Source organism: Roseobacter sp. (assembly GCF_045106495.1).
Classification (GTDB): Bacteria; Pseudomonadota; Alphaproteobacteria; order Rhodobacterales; family Rhodobacteraceae; genus Roseobacter.
In genome coordinates this window covers 40,206-58,578 of the sequence record NZ_JBGCEQ010000021.1, presented here as the reverse complement: position 1 = coordinate 58,578, position 18,373 = coordinate 40,206, and the positions used below count along the sequence as shown (strand labels likewise).

At 54.8% G+C, this 18,373-nt stretch carries 8 protein-coding genes; 1 reads left to right on the top strand and 7 read right to left on the bottom strand.

The annotated features are described in order from the left end of the window. The first annotated feature begins 13 nt into the window (after positions 1 to 13). Positions 14 to 1,492, top strand: coding sequence for an NAD-dependent succinate-semialdehyde dehydrogenase (locus AB8B75_RS14555; RefSeq protein ID WP_405363306.1), 1,479 nt, complete (start codon positions 14 to 16; stop codon positions 1,490 to 1,492). 129 nt (positions 1,493 to 1,621) lie between these two features. Here AB8B75_RS14555 and AB8B75_RS14550 read toward each other — a convergent pair whose 3' ends face one another. The 7 genes from AB8B75_RS14550 to AB8B75_RS14520 all read right to left on the bottom strand — a co-directional run bounded on the left by AB8B75_RS14550 (position 1,622) and on the right by AB8B75_RS14520 (position 18,366). After that, the gene (locus AB8B75_RS14550) at positions 1,622 to 4,900 is read right to left on the bottom strand and encodes a hypothetical protein (protein WP_405363305.1); all 3,279 of its coding nucleotides are present in this window, start codon (positions 4,898 to 4,900) and stop codon (positions 1,622 to 1,624) included. After that, positions 4,897 to 6,252 carry an ATP-binding protein gene (locus AB8B75_RS14545; RefSeq protein WP_405363304.1) on the bottom strand — a complete coding sequence of 452 codons (1,356 nt, stop codon included), beginning with the start codon at positions 6,250 to 6,252 and terminating at the stop codon, positions 4,897 to 4,899. The genes AB8B75_RS14550 and AB8B75_RS14545 overlap by 4 nt, the downstream gene beginning before the upstream one ends. Next, entirely contained in the window at positions 6,245 to 9,388 is a 3,144-nt protein-coding gene (locus AB8B75_RS14540) for a contractile injection system tape measure protein (RefSeq protein ID WP_405363303.1), read from the bottom strand. Before AB8B75_RS14540 ends, AB8B75_RS14545 begins: the two co-directional genes overlap by 8 nt. A gap of 917 nt (positions 9,389 to 10,305) precedes the next feature. After that, positions 10,306 to 12,483, bottom strand: a complete 2,178-nt coding sequence (locus AB8B75_RS14535) for a hypothetical protein (RefSeq protein WP_405363302.1) — start codon at positions 12,481 to 12,483, stop codon at positions 10,306 to 10,308. Continuing rightward, positions 12,480 to 13,337, bottom strand: a complete 858-nt coding sequence (locus tag AB8B75_RS14530) for a hypothetical protein (RefSeq protein ID WP_405363301.1) — start codon at positions 13,335 to 13,337, stop codon at positions 12,480 to 12,482. Before AB8B75_RS14530 ends, AB8B75_RS14535 begins: the two co-directional genes overlap by 4 nt. Next, positions 13,334 to 17,299: a baseplate J/gp47 family protein gene (locus AB8B75_RS14525; protein ID WP_405363299.1), complete on the bottom strand. Its 3,966-nt coding sequence runs from the start codon at positions 17,297 to 17,299 to the stop codon at positions 13,334 to 13,336. The genes AB8B75_RS14530 and AB8B75_RS14525 overlap by 4 nt, the downstream gene beginning before the upstream one ends. A 116-nt stretch (positions 17,300 to 17,415) precedes the next feature. After that, entirely contained in the window at positions 17,416 to 18,366 is a 951-nt protein-coding gene (locus tag AB8B75_RS14520; protein WP_405363297.1) for a hypothetical protein, read from the bottom strand. Positions 18,367 to 18,373: the final 7 nt, after the last annotated feature.

Sequence of the window (18,373 nt, the reverse complement as noted above, 5' to 3'; positions counted from 1 at the left end):
CGGAGGACCCGAAATGAAAGATATTCTAAACACCGATCTGAAATCCCTTCTCAAGGACCAAAGCCTTCTTGAAACGCGCGCCTATATTGGCGGCCAATGGGTCGACGGCGCGGATGGGACATTTGATGTGACCAACCCGGCGCGCGGCGATGTAATCGCCTCCGTGGCAGATTTGAGCCGTGCCCAAGTGGCAGATGCCATTGCCCATGCCGAAAAGGCTCAAAAGGACTGGGCCGCCTGGACCGGGAAGGAACGCGCAGCCGTGATGCGCAAATGGTTCGATCTGATGATGGAGAATGCGGATGATCTGGCTACAATCCTGACCGCCGAACAGGGCAAACCGCTGGCCGAAGCCAAAGGCGAGATAGTTTATGGCGCCAGTTTTATCGAATTCATGGGTGAACAAGCCAAGCGCGTTTACGGCGAAACCATTCCAGGCCACCAACGTGACAAGCGCATCACGGTATTAAAACAACCGATTGGCGTCGCGGCGTCGATTACGCCTTGGAACTTTCCGAATGCAATGATCACCCGCAAGGCTGCGCCTGCACTGGCGGTTGGGTGTTCTTTCGTCGCGCGACCCGCTGCCGAAACACCATTGAGCGCTCTTGTGATGGGTGTGCTGGCAGAACGGGCAGGCATCCCCGCAGGCGTATTCAACGTTGTACCCTCTTCCTCGTCTTCCGCCGTTGGTAAGGAGTTCTGCGAAAACCCTGCCGTGCGTAAATTGACTTTTACCGGCTCCACCGAAGTGGGACGGATCTTGATGAAACAAGCCGCAGATCAAGTCATGAAATGCTCGATGGAACTGGGCGGCAACGCGCCTTTTATCGTGTTTGACGATGCCGATTTGGATGCTGCCGTCGAAGGTGCGATGCTTTGCAAATTCCGCAATAATGGCCAGACTTGTGTCTGTGCGAACCGCATCTACGTGCAGGCCGGTGTCTATGATGCCTTTGCCGCCAAACTGAAGGTTGCTGTCGAGAACCTTAGAGTTGGAGATGGTCTTGAAGAAGGCATAACCACCGGACCGCTGATCAATGCGGATGCGGTCGAAAAGGTCAAAGAGCACATGGATGACGTCGTCAATAACGGTGGCGCGATCCTGACCGGCGGTAAAGCCCACGAATTGGGGGGCACGTTTATTGAACCCACAATCGTTACTGGCGTCACCCAAGAAATGAAAGTCGCCACTGAAGAGACGTTTGGCCCATTGGCGCCACTCTTCAAGTTCGAAGATGAAGACGCGGTGATCGACATGGCCAATGACACGATCTTTGGACTGGCGTCATATTTCTACGCCAAAGATCTCAGCCGCGTCTACAAAGTCGCCGAGGCTTTGGAGTATGGGATCGTTGGTGTCAATACGGGCATCATCTCGACCGAACTTGGTCCCTTTGGCGGTGTCAAACAATCCGGTCTTGGTCGGGAAGGGTCACACCACGGCATCGAAGACTATCTTGAAATGAAATACATCTGCATGTCCGTTTGACGCGCGAAGCAAGGTGAAAAGGGGCCGTTTCAAGCGGCCCTTTTCGTTTCAGAAGGCACCTAAACTCCGCCTCGCCCCGACGATCGGCGCATTTTGGTTTCACTACCTTGTATCCCACGGCCAGTTTTGTCAGGGTTTGGGACCGTTGCGTGCGCGTTGCACGAAGTTGAAAAGCAGGGTGAGCAACAACACTACGATCAAAGCCGTCAAAAACACCTGGGGCCAGACGGCGCGGTGATCGCAAGCACTCAAGACCAGCAGCATGGCCAGAATACCCGCAACTCCGATGCGCACGACCCCCACTTTGAAAGCGATTTTATCAATCAGGCCGCTGTAAAAGGAACGCCAAACCAAAAGCACAACAACGGTAAATACCGCCATTGTTACCAGCGCGATATAGGCCCGACGCGGGCAAGACCAAGTGCAGACCTGATCGAAAGATCCCTGCAGGAGCGCCAGTTGCGCGGGCAAAGTTGGCGCGTTCCACTCTGCGGCGATGATTAAATTTATCTTGGGCGTTTCAGGGTCACTTAATAGTGGGACCGGCCAGAAGCCGATGCCCGCAAAGTTATCCTGAAAATAAACCACGTCATCGCGAAACTGACTGAAGGCTTCTTTGTTCGGGTCAGGATCCTGACCCTGAAGCGGGCGTTGTTTGACAAATTCATGTGCGCTTGGCGGCAGAACGGGAATAAAACTACGTAAAACGGTCGACCTCTCCGCGCCGCGAAAATTGCCGCGATCCATCCGCGCCCTCAGGTTCTTTTTTGTCTCGGTTGTGGGGCGCTCCAGAAACACCAATATCTTATCAACCGTTTTTTCCCCGTCTTCGCCCGGAATAAGCAATTCGCGCAAATCGTTCATCAGGGCTTCATTCGGCGCCACATCGATCAGGGAGAAGTCGAAAGCCACATTCACGGTTTGACCACGTGGTTCGAGTTCGTTTTGGACCTGCCTAATGATGCTGATCATCTTGCTGACGTTGATGTTGTCATTGGGACGACCTGAGTAGTCCTCAAAAATCAAAGTCACACCATCGGGCTGCATCGTGTCAAAAAGCGTCGGTATCGCGTTTCTGATACCCTCAAGAGACTTGTCCTGAAACCTCTCGACCGGGCTGGTATGCTCCACGATACGCTCAATGGCATAAGACAACTCTCTTTCGGACCAGTCTGCCCAGCTTCGCAAATCAAATGACAGGTCCACTTCAGCACGGTGTTGATGCGCGCTGTTGATAAAGTCGCGTTTCATCTTGACCCAATGTGTCACATTGTTGAGCTGCAGGTTGCGATCGCCGGGCGCGGCATCTGGAAATTCGAACTGAATTTCCAAGCCGTAAAAGGCGATACGGCTGGTCAGACCGAAATCAATTGGTGCCGGTACCGGTTCAATATCTTCACTCTCAGGGGAAGAGTCGGCCAGCGGAGAAAACCAGAAAGGGTAGAACCCATAAACAGTGCTGTTTTCGGGTAAATTGCGGATCGGTACACAATCGCAATCCGCCATCGCGAATTTGCCAGACAGGCGCGGATCCGCAGCGTTGTCCACATGGGTGGCGGCAACAGCAGTGGCGCGCGTCATGAGTTCAGGTGACAAAGGCGGCTCCAACGGCTGCCCTGTTGCTGCCGGAACAGAGGCAAGTGCGGCCAGAAAAAGTCGCTCTGTCGGGTAGGAAATGCGCAACAGATCTTTCATGCGGTCTTCCAAGTTCGCAGCAGTCGGATCGCCGACAACCTGGAGAATGTCTGGCAGCAATAAAATCTCATCCATCAAATCCGGCGTCAATTGCCAGTCACTGCTGATGGCGGAGTCGATCAAGGCCATATCGCGGGCAACGATCTCGTTCACCTGATCAGGAACAAGCGGGCGCAGAAGCGCACGCACATCTGCCTTGAGAAGCTCAGCATTGGTGCCAATTAAAAATGGACCGTCATTGATCGCCTGCGTAAAAACTTCATTGGTCAAAGTCTGCAATGCCGCCGTGACGCTGGCATCGGTGATCCCAATCAATGGTGGCAATTCAAGAGGATCGAAGTTCTCCGGATCAACCCGCGCCTCATCCAGCGGCTCTGCGACCTCTTCTGCGGCACTGCCCAGCAATTCAGCCGCCGTTTCGATTTGCGCGTTCAAAGCTTCTGTCAACGCATTTGACAAATTGATCTCAAGACCAGCTATCAGGTCTTCGCGGTTGGCCACTTTCACGCCGGTCAGAGGTGCCAATATCGGCGCGCTGTCAATCAGATCCGGGTTGAGCACAAATCCAGCTACCCGTTCAGGATCAAGCTGGAACCGCAGTCCAAGCTGATCTTGGTTGAGCACCAATTGGCTCACCCTGTCCAATGCGCATGGGTCCAATGCTTCTTTGAGGATCGCGCGGATTGCCTTGTCCAGAAGCTCAGCGGCGGTAAAACTCTGCTCGGCCATAGGTGCCAGTAATCCCGCGACGTCCACTGTTTGAACCAATTGCTGCAGCCGCGGCGCATCAAAGCTATAGAATGTCAGGGTCGTGGGGGCAGATGTGATCTTGCATGAAAGCAGGTCGACGACCGCGGAAGGCGGGGCCTCCGTGGTTTTGGTTTTTGCGAATTCGGTGAGCAGCGACGCTACAGTGTACCGCGTACCAGCCAAAAGAAACAATCGCCGTTGCAAGTCCTTTGCCATCCAGCGCGCGAAACCCGGATCTTGCAAATCGTCAAGAGCCCCGGGAAAACCCGCCTCCAGTGCACCATAAACATCCAGAACCTCTGAAAAGTCCGCCCCCCCTGCGATAATGGGTAGCGCACTACACAACTCTTCAAGAGTTTGATCTGCTGCGAGGATTTCCAAGGCCGTTTGTGCCTGATCGGATAACGCGATGTTTTCATAATCGGAACAGGAGTTGCGCACGCCGGGTCGCAAAACCGCCGCGGTTACAGAAGGCGGCCCCGCTAGGCGCAAGAGTGTCAGGTTAGGCGCCGCGTCAGGTTCCAGCGAAATGAAATCATCAATGGCCGTCAGGCGTCCGCGCCAAAAAGGGACATAGGAGGTTATGGCGCCATACTCGACGGCCAGTTTGATTGTCTCCGCTGCCCCATTCTCCGCCGTCAGTTCAGGCATGTCCTCACAAAGGCCAGCAAGACTGATCCTTGTATAGTTACCCCATGTTCCATCGGTCAGAAATTTGCTGCTGTCCTGCAAGGCCGTCGCCAATCCACGCTGCATCGTCGCAAACAATTCTGCATCTTGCTGATCAATCACACGATCACTGAAATCGGCGCGTATCGGCGCGCTGAAGAGTTCTTCTACGGATAGTGTGTCAAACAACCCCCTGCAAAAAGCCTGATCATTTAGCTGGGCCCGCCCGGGTTCTGGCATCAAGCTGATCACAATGGCAAAGATCGCCAAGATCATCCGGATCAACAAGGTCATGCTGTGCGTCCTTCTTTGCGCATTTCGCTGGAAATCGCATTCTGAATGTCTTTGGCAGACACCGTATCGGACTTGCGGCGAAGGGCGGATATCGCGGCGTGGCGCACCACATTTGTAATCGATCCACCCGCGAGTGAATGGGTTTGCGCGATCTTGTCCAGATCTACGTCAGCGGCCAGTGGAACCTTTGCCAGGAGCCCGGACCAAATCTTGTGCCTCTGTTCCGGTTCCGGTCTCGTGAACCCCAGCGCCATCTGAAATCTGCGGAAGAATGCGTCGTCAATGTTGCCGCGCAGGTTGGTTGCAAGGATCACAAGACTGCGACAATCTTCGATGCGCTGCAGCAGGTAAGAGACCTCTTGATTTGCATAACGATCATTTGAGGACGTAGTCGCTGTCCGACTGCCAAAAAGCGCGTCGGCTTCGTCGAAAAACAGTATCCACTCCCGCTCGGCGGCCATATCGAAGACCACTCCGAGGTTTTTCTCGGTCTCCCCGATGTATTTCGACACGACCATCGACAGATCGATGCGATAAACGTCCAATCCCGTGCGTTTTCCGAGCAGCGAAGCCGTCAGGGTCTTCCCGGTCCCCGCCGGTCCGTAAAACAGTGCTTTGAAACCGTGTCCCACCTGACGTGAGAGACCCCATTCGCCCAGAATTTGGTCCCGGTTCTCGAGCCAAGCAGCGATATGGCCCAGATTGTGTTGCAGGTCGCGCGGCAAGGCGAGATCTTCCCATTCAAGCCCGGTCTGTAAGCGCTTGGCAGGAAAATTGGGCGAGAAATCAGGTTTGGGGGGCGATCCTTCGCACAAGGCAACGACACGGTGGACGGGGAGCTGTAGCGTCGCCGCGAAAATCGTGTTTGATGCGGTGCCCAATTCAAGCCCTGCGGCTTGCCTCAATGGGTTATCCACATCAAAATTGTGCATTGCTTGAATGCGTGCTGTCGTGTCAGTCCCCGCTACCAGAAACAAGGCGGTCTCAGCCGTTGGATGGAAGGCATTTTCGCTTATGATGCCACCAAACTGGGAAAAAACCCGATCAATGGGCGTGTTTTTGACAAAGAACGGGTCTAGGACCGAGGAATGCACATGCGGAGCGATGGCCAAAGCCAGGATCAGGCGCGCTTGGGCGGACAGCTTTGAGCGCACCACCATCTGTGCCAAAGCGGAAGAAGGTGGCAACTCGGGCGGGTCAGCGAGCGCCAAATCTGTGTCTGAGCCTGCGAAAAAATGCTTGAGGCGCGTTTCGATGACCTCGGCTAACCACGCCAACTCAGCGCTGATAGCACGGGCGTGTTCAGTGGCAGGTTTGCCGCTTAGCTCCCTTTTTTGTTTGGCCTCAGGCATCACCATCTCTCCAATGCACGACGCAAGGTTCTGGCATCCAGGGCAAACCAATTGTCCCGAAACTCCAGGGCAGCCGATCCAGCAACATGTCAAAGGGACCCACTTCAACCCGTAACATCCAAGCCATCTCCTGCGGGCTCAGCGTTGCGTTGCGACAAATAAAGGCATCGCGCAAACCATCCACCGATGTTTGACCGAGCGCGCCCCAGCGCTCAACCACCGAGGCCAGCAAGCCGTTGATCAAAGCCAAATCTGGAGACTCGGCTTTCTCACCCGAGGAAGCGGCCCAACTTTGCGGCAGCCCAAGCAGCATTTTTTCCACCGGATCGGTTGGCTGACCCTCATGCGCCTCGGGGTCACCGATCAATTGCAGAGCACGGCGCGCCACACAAAGCTTTTCCTTTGGAATTTGTCGTTTGTTGTCAAGAAGAGACAGCCTTTCAAAAAGCAAGGGCAAAAATGGGTGAAACAGCACCAAACCGCCGCGTTGCGATAGATATGCCTGGTTAGGATGAGCCGCGACCGCAGAAGGTCCATCATCGCCAACTTGTGCGCCATTTGTTGCTGGGGGCGAAACGCTTTGCGAAAGAAGCTGTTCGACGGTTTTAAGCGCAAAGTTGCGCAGTGCAGGCGAATAAGTACGGTCAGGATAACTCAGGCGGGCGGCGACGTGCCGCAGAGCAACTTGCCGGGTTTCAGGCTCGGGAAAGATCGCATTCAACTGTTTTTCCAGAAAGGGTTCGAACCGATCATCTGGGCCCCGCGACGCGGTCACCAGAGCCATTACCGACTGTAAGTAGTGTTTATCTCGCGCAACTTCAGCAGATTTGACACTTTCAATCGACTGACGTTCCGAAGAGGTTTCGCGCGCGATGTTCTTTGGATCCACCGGCTCCGTTTCGATCGGATCGTGCTCTGAATGCGCAACATGTTGTCCGCCCGCTCCGGCTCGTCGCGCGAGCTCTGGGTCGTCGGAGGCTTCGGAATGCCCGCTCGATTCGGTCTGATTGGTCGTAATCATCCGTGAGGATGCGCTTTGATCATGATCGAAAGGGCCAGAACTGCTCTGTTTGATATCGTCTTTTCCGCCTAAATCAGCAGTCGGCACATCCAAGTCTTTGTCTTTGCGCATTAGCGCACTGGTACCAAGTTCCGGTGCACTGTTTTGCAATTGCTCTGGTGACGCCACGGCGATTGCGAAACCTTGAAGGTCATCCACTATGTCGCTTTGAGCAGCATTGCCAGACACGGAAGGTTGCCTGCCAGATCCTTGTGCAGACCTTATGTGATAATGCTCTTGTGAGGTCGGCAAAGCGTGCCAAATCAGATCAAAAAGAGAGAGCCAGTGTGTCCCGCTTTCTGCATCCATTGCTTCCGCAAGGGACACAATGGTTGGACCAACTGCTTGCGCAGCAGATACGCCGCCACTTCGGGCCGCATCCGCATGGCCCGGCGCATTCGGGTTTGCGTCCAAGTTTTTTTCGGATGGAGGCCCTTCTTCTGAATGACGATGGTATGGAGTTTTTTGCTCTTCAGCGTGATGCTTCGGTGCGCCTGGACTATTGAGTGAAGTATCAGGCCCTTCAATATCCGCCACACCTTCAGGCAGGTTTGACACGCTAGGGGCTTCTGTACGATCTTCTGTCGATGACGCGCTTTGCTTAGTAGGTTCGGAAGTCGAACTTTGATCCGAAACATTAAGAACATCCTGTCCAGTTGAAATGTTTGAAACGTCAGATGAGGTATCAGCGGTTGATTGGTCTGATGCATGCCCTTGTATTTTCGTCTCCGTTGACTTGTTTTGCCCGCGGTTACCGTGCTTGGAAGATCTGTTTTGGTCTGTTTCTTCCGGCCGGCCATCAGAACGCTCCACGTTTGTCGATCCGAGCGATTGATGTGTCTCATTTTTACCGGACCTTACGGGATCATCTCCCGCAAAACCGTCTGCTGGCCGACCATCTTGCAATTTTGCACCCAGATCCGCCTCATCGGGTGCCCGGCCCGCTTTTGACAAATCGGACTCAACACCGCGCTTCGCGTTCAAATGCACTGTAGCTGATTGGTCCGGTACACGCCTGTATTTTTGCGACTCCGTTGGCTTGTCATGATCGCGGTCACCGTCATTGGGAGACCTGTTTTGATCTTTTTCCTTTGACCCTACGTCGGAACGCGCGACATTTGCGGGGTGGCGCGATTGACCTGTCCCTTTTTGACCTGACCGATCAGAATCACTTCCCGTAATACCGTGAGCTGGCCGGCCATCTTGCATCTCTGTAACCAGATCCGGCTCATAGGATGCCCGGCTCGCTTTGGACAAACCAGGCTCAACGTCGCTATTCGCGTTCGAAGGCACCGCAGCTTGCACGTCGTTGGTTTTAAGCGCGATTGGCTGATCTTGAGGAATCGGTCCTGTTTTTTGCTTTGTTGGCAAATCGCCGAGCCGTTCATCGGTACCAGCGGCAGTGTAGTCTCTTTCCTTTGACGCCTCCTGCAAATCAGTTGAGCGGTCCTTAGCCCCATGCCGCTCTATTTCGTCCAGGTTTGACTCGGCTCTTGCGGAGTCTGTCAGCTCCAAATTTTCAGATCTGTACGACGGCCTCAATGCCCCGGCAGGCCCGCGCAGATGCACCAGAGCGCCAGTTGCCTCGTCAAAACTGTGCCCAGCCGCAGTCAGCAGGGACACCCATTTCTGAATGCTGTCATCAGGAAGAACCCCGACGCGGGACGCCTGCAAGAGGCGTTCTTCAACATTGCTTTTTCCACGAGTGGCCAGCTGTGAGGGTAAAGGCCCGGCAGTTGCACTCAAAACCTGATGCGTCGCGGAAGCCTTCTTAAGCGGATCAGAAATCTGCGCAGAGGATTTTCCATCTTGATCCACCTGCCGCGATATGGCCAAGCGCGCTGCTACGTGCGGCGCCAAAGCGACAGCCCGCCGTAATGCCACTTCGTGCGTGGTTCCAGTGTCCATAATGATGGCGGCAAGAGCAGGTTCAATGTCTTTTGCGCAGTCACTTATCAAATCGAGGTGGCCCGAAAGCGCCACCGATACCTCCAAGGTGTTTTCATCTCCTTCCCTTGATGGATCAGATGTGCCTTGTCGATTTTGGAGCGCATTCAAATCGGGTACCGAATCCATGCGCGAAATTAATCTGTCTTGATTTTTCAAATCCCTAAAGCGATGGCCATGTCGCTCGCTTCTTTCAGGATCCATTGTCAAATCGGATGCCTTCTCCGGCGTGTTTCCATGACGTTCTAGAGATACTTGTGACCTGTTTGGAGCGCGTGTTTTCTTTGTAGAAAGCGTCTCGGACAGGGATAGTCTGTCCAAGGTTGCGCTCTGCTTCGCGACTTTCGTTTCAAACAACGAGGTTGCGTGCCGAAGCCATGACAAGAACGCAGCACTGGTGTCCGGGCTCAAAGAATGGAGAGCGGTCTGCAGCCTCCGATCCACCGGATGCCCCGTTTGAAAAGCTACTGTCAATGCCTCAGCAGTTTCCGCCAGCGCAGAGCGTCGCCGTCGATCTGTCTCACGGTATACTGCCCGGTGAACCTGCGTCAGAAAAGCTGACAACGCAGCATCCCTTGCCTGTTCAAACGTTTCCGTTTCGGGTGACGGGGCACTCTTTTCGGCTGTTTGACTTGCGGGGAAGTCAGCGCCTGTCTCCGGTAGATTCGATTTTTCCTGCGTCAACGGCGACTGGTTTGCTCCTGAATTTGCTTCAAAAACTCGATCTTTTTCCAATCGTTGTAAGTAGGGTTGCAACGCTGATTTAAGCTTTTCACGAAACGCGCGCTGCACATCGGACCACACCGGGTCCGCAGGCCAAGCGCCTAGCTCAATCTCAAGAGCTTCGACGCGCGCGCTAAACCCGGTGCCGCACGCTTCGTCAAGGACGTCTTCAATAGCTGGTAACAAGTACTCCCTGGTCTTGGATAGTAAGGCTTCCGGGGTCGCAAGAGGGCTGCTATCCGCCAACACGTCCAATTCTATCGCCACGCTTCCAACAAGATGAATATGTTCCGGCCCTTCCGGTTTTGGAACTGCGCCGTTTCTCATTGTGGGTTCATCCGATCAGCCAGCAAACCCCGCAATGCACGCTTCGCGTCATTGTCACCCTCCAGATACTGAAGATGCAATGCCTCAAAATTTGCCATTTCATCCTGGCTCATCCAAAGAGGCCTCATTAGTAAATGCGCCGGTGACAAGCCTTCCAGGAGGCGCTCAACATAAGCGCGATACGTGGCCTGTTTGGTCCGGGCAGTCCAGCCCGTCAGAACCATCGTCGCGACATTAGGGGTGAAATCAGACCCAGCGTTGCGCAGCAAAATATCTTCAACCAAATAAGCGCCTTCCGCGCGTTCGTTCAACGCCCTCCAACTCGCGCGAAGCTTTTGCGTGAAACCCGCCGCCGCATCAAAGGTAATAAAACTGGCGCAGGAATACAGATGCGTGGGATGACCTGCGTCGAAGAACACGGCGAAACTGTCATCAGCCAATTGAGAGACCAAAAAGGATTTGGGATCGGCGGACCTTCTGAATGCATCGGCTGCACAGACATCATCTGCGATCCATGGGCTTGCTTCTTTTAGTTCTTCGACAGAAAGGGCTTGGGCTTTTGGCTTGTGCCTAACCAACATGTCAAACGGGTCGTCGGGCAGTTTCAGTTCGCTGCGTGGAAAATCCGGTGCAGCCCCGTCAAATGAGACTTCGGTCGCGATTCTGAGCCCCGTCATGTTCTGTGCCAATTCGTTTTGCGGGTTATGTTTAAGGTCCGCCAACAGCAAAAACTTATCAAGAAAAGCACCGGGTAAATTCCCATCAGGACCTGTGCCGCGCGCTCGGTTCAGAAACGGTAAAGCCTCCAGAAAGTCCAAACGCCAACGCATTTCAAACAGTGCACGCTCCCCGGCGCTTCGGTACAGATGAAGACCGGCGTGGTGTATGGGCGGCATTTCTTCGCCCTGGTGAGCAATCAAATAGTCCAACAGTCGCACCCGCTGACGCTGAATGCTGGGATCTTCTGATGTTGCGTCTGTGAGCGCTGTGAGAGTTGTCGGTAAATCCCGCAAACTGGCGGACATGTCGCTCAAATGCGTGTTGAGTGCAGAACGATACCGCACCAGCAACCCTGCCTCCGGAGATGTCTGCGCGCTAGCCCGATATACGTTCGGCAAAAGCGCATCTACATCAGCAAGCGCGAAACTGCGCCGTTGACCGGCTTTTGGCGGAAGCCAGTCCTTCGCATCCAGATGATGCTGCGCCCGCGCAATATGATCTGCGGAAACATGCACAAACTCCTCTAGGATCTGACTTGGGTCCAAGGTCAAAGGCACACCATCCAATGTCAGCTCTAGATCGATGTCGGCAAGGGATTCGGGCAAGTTCAGATCGAGGTAGTAGGCCTCCGCGCTTTCTTCACCCTGAGGTAACGTGAAATCTCGGCGTGTCAGTGACAAAGTAGAAATATCTGCGATACCTGGAATATCTCGCAAACGATCCAAATGGTCTTCGAGGTTCGGCTCCTTGGTGTCTTGATCAAACGGCGCATGCAGAAATCTCAGCGTATCATCGTAGACGATCCGACGCGTTGCCCCTGCTCTGGTTTGATGACCGACATCCTGCCCTTGCCCTCTTAGGATTGCTGAGATGTGGTAGTAGATTTCTGCCGCAACCCTTTCCGGGATGGCGGTTCCTGTGATCTTCACGTCCCCTGCCAGACGCGCTGAAGCGCGCCTCGCCACATGCAAAAGATGTAGGTCACACCCTAAGGGACGGTGCGCCTTGAAGGCTTTTTTTACCCGCTCTCTTACATGTGCCTCCTGCGCTTTTGGGTCAATGCCGGGCTCTGCGCGCGCAGGAATGATGACTGTGTTAAAGAGACCAATGCGCGGTCCCCGCGACACCAGCACCCTTGCGACGCCTTCAACTTCACCCAAGGTCGCCGCGAGATCAAGCAGTGTAACGGGTTTACCAGGCAGCGTTTCTTTAGGTAAAAACAAGGAGAGAGCACCAAATCGAATGTCACCCTTGTTGTCGGTGAGCAACTCCTCATCTGTATGCGTGGCCTGAAACGAGACTTCACTCAGCGCAAAGCATGTCTGCTCCAGCAGCGTTACACCTGGGTCATGCAAGTTGAAGTCAGTCCAGATGTTGCCGGATGCTGCCTGCGCGAATTCTATCGCAGACCGGCGCAGTGTCTCAAAATCCTGTGGCTCCGGTGTTAGCGTCATAAGAGGCCCTCATCCCGGTCCGTGTTACGGCGCGATCCTTCCATCAAGCTGTCAAACCACAGGCGTGTCAGATAATAGCGAATATTCTTGCCTGCCCCATAATTCGCGTTTGAACGCAGTTGCAGTTTGAAATGGTGACGTTCCTGTGTAGCGACCCAGCGCAGTTTCAGCCGATCCGCGTAGCTGCCGTAGACAGCCGATTGAGATCGGATCTTGCGGCGCCCGAAAAGCCAGTTGAGAATTGGGTTGCGCGGATGAAACGCATTCATCGCGATGGCGTGTAGCATGGCATAGTGGCCTGCGTTGATCTCTGCGCCTGCGCCCGCCATCACCTCAAACGCCTGACACCCGGTCATGGATAGGGTGATATCGTGCCACTTTCCATCAGCAGGGATATGGGCGATATCAGGTGAGGGCATTCCCACCCGTCCTGCCATACGTGCAACGCCGTTGACATCCAGCCGCCACGCTGGATTTTCTGTGTCCAACCCGGTGCGCCCGTCGCGAGTCAAGCTCAAACCGCGCGCTTCGGTGACAGGTGTCTTGTTGTCCAACTGATTGGCTTGCGCTCCAAGGTGAGGCTTGAAATGCAAGGCTCCCGGCATCTGGCCGGATGTGGTTGTCCCGTGTTCGATCGTCCAAGACGGTGTTGGCGTGCTGAGCCCCTGATATAAGCTCATCACCCTTAAAGATGTGCCTACAGAGTTTAGATTCAGACCATCTACCGAAGTTTTGGAATATCCGTCCTCAACCATATTGACATTGCTGTCGATCAGATCGCGGTAGTGCTCCGCTGTGGGCAGGGCACCTTCCCGGAAAAAGGATTTGAGCGTCGTACGATCCTGTTTTGTCACGAATGCGTCCCTTGACCCACGATGAGCATGTCGCCGATGGCAAGCCGGCCAATTCCACTCTGCGTGGGACGATCATCGTTTTGTGTTAAAAGTGGCGTCAACGCATGATCGCTTGCCGACAACGGCAAACTCCAAGGCTGGGCCGCCGTGATCCAGGGCCCATGCGGGCCCCGCGTATCCGATTGCGCCGTGTCCAAAAGTACATGGGTTCCTGCGTCATCAGACGCCAAATGCAGCACGGAAAAATCATTTACGCGACGGACGTAATCAAGCGCATTGATATGAGCACGCAACAGTTTGACATTCAACGACCAGCCAAATCGATTGAGCGGATCAGAAGCCGTCCAAACCGACAAATACCTGTTCAAGTGCGTTTTGAGCCGCTGCGCCAACGCGCCATCATCACGGTCATCTCCAAAAACCAGATTGGCCCGGACATGCAAAGTTTCAAAGCTGGGATTCACAACATCATATTGCGCAAATTCGGGCCCTAACCGGGTGAGATGCTCGCGAATGCGCTCCAGCGTTCCAACGTCAAAAACCTGAGGTGTTGCAGGAGCATCTGTTGCAAACACGGGCGGTTTGCACACGACCACTACTGTCACACAACCGGGCGCAGGATGCGGCCTATTCCGATCCAGATGAGGCAGGCATTTGACCATCCAAACCTCTGGAAAGGCATCCAGCACAAGTCGTTCTATATCCCAGGGTGTCACAGATCGTTTGCGGTGACGCAGTCTTTCACCCACGCGTGCCGTAAATTCTTGCGTGGTCTCGGGCCCGCGAACATCTGCGGCAACGGGTACCTCGATTGGCGCGCCGACACCCGCTATCGGGGGCGCAAACGTCCAGATGCGCGATGAGGCAGCAGGGTCGAAACTGGTGTCCGACCGCTGCGCCCAGACGCCGTTGGTGACGATCGAGATTACACAAGGAAACGCGCTGAGATCAGGTTTGGTCGCCACCGCTGCGAGCCAGGCACCCGAGTCCGGCATTTCAGAGGTGGTGCTTATGGCGTCCTCTGGAAGATTGATCCCGACCAGACCAGAGCGCATCAATCCAGCAGTGCTATCCGAAGAAACCGCTGTCGCCGGCAAAGGAGACCAACCTTTGTCGGTGAGGTAATACCAGGCAATCGGATTGGGCGGCGGTACGAGGCGTAAATGTCCTCGGTCTGCGACATTGAAGAGCAAAGTCAGCGGCCCTGTCGCGTCAGAACCCGCAATCTGGATAAACAGATGCCCGTAACCAAGCCGGGCTGGAAACAAGGTCGTACGGCGCAGCGTGCGTTTCGGAAAGACCTCGACCTGCCCAAAGGGGCCAACCTGAACAACTTTTTCTCCCTTGCGCGCGGTTTGCGGGACGTTGATCTCAATCTTCGCATGCGCAGTGTAGGACAATGAAATCTTGGCAATGCGCGGCACAAAGGGCGCAGGTGGCACCGGCCGCGACGCTGCAATGCGTTGCGGCAAAAGCCTGGGTCGCATGGCCTTGACAAGCGCCAGCGGGTATTCATCCGCCAGAAATCCGTTAGCCGTTCCACTGAGCGTCAGGCTGACCATACCCGCTGGGATTTTCTGGCGCGCGCTGAAATCCTGCGGCGTTAGACTGCGGTTGGCGGGATTTGACGGCGCGTAGAGAGCACTTTCAAAGGACCACTCAGCGCTGAGATCTCCCAATTCACTGCGCTCAAACATCGGAACGTCACCGGTGCCAAGGGCTTTCCAGCCATCGCCACTCAAAAAGGCCAGAGACAGCTTTGGATCGGGCACTTCCTTGGTGTTGGCATAGTGCTCATAATGGCCTTTAAAACCGCCGGCGGGGTTGGGAGTGTCCGCCCAAGTCACTTTAACTCCTACGTCCGTGACTGGTTTCAGCGCCATTTCAGCGCAGCCTACCCAGACCGATGCGCCTTCTTTGGCACGCGCACCGAAGGGCATGAATGCCTGATCTGTCACAACCGGACCGTCATCCGAGAACGCAATGAGTTGTTTAAGCCCAACGGCTTTCACGCGAATGTCGAAATTCCGTATCTGGTATCTTTCAAAAAAAGATACCGGACATATACGCGCGTTTGCAGCGTAGCGAACCGATAAAACGGGGGCCGCCCCAGGTTCAGGCCCAGTGATGGCCGGAACAGTATCGTTGAGTTTCAACTTGAGCGTCAGACCGGCATTTCCGGTTTGGACATTGGAGAGCACCTGCATAACCGTCGCACTCACCGGGCCATCCGCAGTGCTTAGCGTGACCGCAAAGGCATCACTGAGCAGCTTTTCAAAAACGTCTTCGGGGGCCAGCACAAAAGACCCATCTTCAGCGGTCTCAAATGCGTCAAAAATCATCGATTGTTGATCTGTGGCAGCTTCCGTAAAGGCCGATTGTCCGCTGAGTTCAGTCCGGCAAACATCGATCTTTGCTTGCAGGGCCGTCCAATAGTCGCCTTTTGGGAAAGACCTGGTCTCAATCAGGCTCAGTGTCACGATGCGCCCCAAAAGCACACGCAATGGCTCCACACCAAGCGCATGATGGGCCAAGACCTCGTACACCAAAGAGAGCGACAATGTAACCCGCCGCTCCGCTGCCAGTGCTTGCACCCGGCGAGCGATCACTTCAATTCCTGTCTCCAAATCGGTTTCGCTGAAAGCCCTTACGAGGTCAGAATCTTCTCGCAAAGCCAGAACAAGATCCGGGTCCAACGGTTCAGAGCCGGTGTCGGTAAGCGTATGGCCGACGCGCTGGGTTGACAGCGCTGGCATTGCGCTGCGCCGTTCCATGTTGATCGACACCTCGATCCACCGTTCACCTTCTGCCATCAGAAATATTGGGGATGAAATGTCCAAGCCCAGCCGAACAGCATCATCCGCGTTGGGGCAAAACACAGGCTCCATCTTGTTGCGGTCGCCAGGCGAATAGGCTGCGGCACGCACGCCCGTGATGCCTCCCAGCGTCGCATTCAGGGAAATCATCGGATCGGTATCATAGCTGAGCACCGCGGTGCGCGCCACTTTGGATTGGCTTATCGGTACGGTCGCAGCTGTTTCAAAATTCTGTATCGTGCCTGTCTCGGTGCGGGCCTGCAGTGACGTGCCCTTTTCCAATACACTTGATTTTCGAATTTGTGGCAGATGGAGCAGAACCCGCTCCTGTGATGGACCTGCCGGAACTTGTCCGATGACATCCCGATAGTAAAACTGAGTGAAACGGTCCAAGAATTCATCAATCTGGGTTTCAACTCGCATCGCCGTACGCAATTCGGCTATCAGCAATCCCAGCGCCGGATCCATGTCGCCGGAAGCGATGCGAGCGTCAAAACCCCGCTGCGCAATCGGTTGCAATGACGCCACAGTGTTACGCAAGAGCGCATGATTGCCCCGAAGACCTGTTTCAATAGCGCGGGCCTTTTGCAGAGCGTCACGATCGCCGGACAGCGCGCGCGCCGACACACCCCAGGTTTTTACCGCAGCCAAAATATCTTTGGTCTTGTTGCGGGACAGACCCTTCAAACGCTTCAGTAAATCGGCTTCCGCGTTGATCTGAGCGATCTGTTTCGAAAAAAGCGCCTGGTGACTTGCTTCAATGCGTTCGAGCCAGTCTTTTAGCCTGCGCGATAGATCGCCAATTTGCTGAATGGCTTTGTCAGGATCTTCTTCGATGGCAATCTCAAATTTGAGCGCCGCATCATCGGCATTAAATGAGATCACTTCGGCCAGTAGATAGGCAGGTTCGGACAAAAATAACCGCGCCCAGGGTCCAACGTCTGCAGCGTTCCGCAAAAAGGCGTCTTGGGCACCCAGATGTTCGCCCGCATGGCAAAATGCTTCCGCCACACTCAAAGACCGCAATCTGACTTGCCTGTTTTCCAATGGCTGAGGCAGTCGCGAGTGCGCTGACGCACCTGGGGTAACCGCAATGTTTTTCCAGTTGTTCAGCACATCTAACCGTGGAATTGGGAGCAGTGTCATGCCGGAGGTCCTATCCACCGCGCGGAGGCACCCTTTGGTCCAGTAATCAGCAAGCTAAATTCCTCCAGCATTAGAGTGTATCAACCTCAGGTTTTGCGCAAGAAAAAGATACTCGTTCAAGGAGATCTATCCGACAGGAACACCGCCGAAAGGGTCCCCACGTCGCTCTCAATCGAGAAAATACCGCCAAACGCGTCAGGTGGCGCTGGTCGATCCTTGCTCGCAAATTGCATTGACTCGAAACTTGACCGCGCGGGCGCGACATCGCGACCTATCACAAACGGACTGGTTGTACGCCCCTCTGCAGATACGGTTTTGACGCTGCCTTGTCCGCTGCTAACAACGCGCGTACCGCAGATGCCAAGATTGGACCATGTCAGGCTTTCAAACGGTACGTCCGCCTCGGTTGAATTTTCCAACGCCGTCGCCGTGAAACGCGCGCGGCCGGACCCGTAGCCGATGTCAACATTGAACCTGCCTTGCGCGGTAGAAGTTTCAACCGAGCCGTCTTCAAAGAAACGGGTCATCGAAAACTGGACTGCGCCGGTATAGAGCGTGCGACCGGTAGTCGGGATTTCAAAACCCGTGGCGCTTTGCCCGACCACAAGAGGACCGGCATAGTCAATCCCTTCGGCTCGGTACGCCATGTCATAGACAGCGGGCAATGTCCCTGCATCAGGGAATCCGCTGCCCGGTGTTACAACCGACCGCCGTGATCCCGACAGGTTACCCTCCGCAGACAACGACAACCGGCGGATTTTGCTGTCATCGAATGTCAGATTGCGCGGCAAACCACTGTTACGAGGAACACCAGTGATGGTGAACATGTCGTAACCTTCTGTGGCCGTTACTTGCCGCAGATAAGCGCCGATCAAACGCTTACCTTCCAGCTTTGTCACCTCGCAAGGTGCAATGGGTGCGAGGCCCAGCCTTTCCCCGATGCTGCTGGATTTAAATGCTTCGATGGGCCCGCAGCTGGTCAGCGCCAGAGCAGACGCGGTCACACCCACAAGGATCCGCCGGCCAGCGACGCGGACACCTATTTGCTGTGCAAAATCCACCAGCACGCGCGCG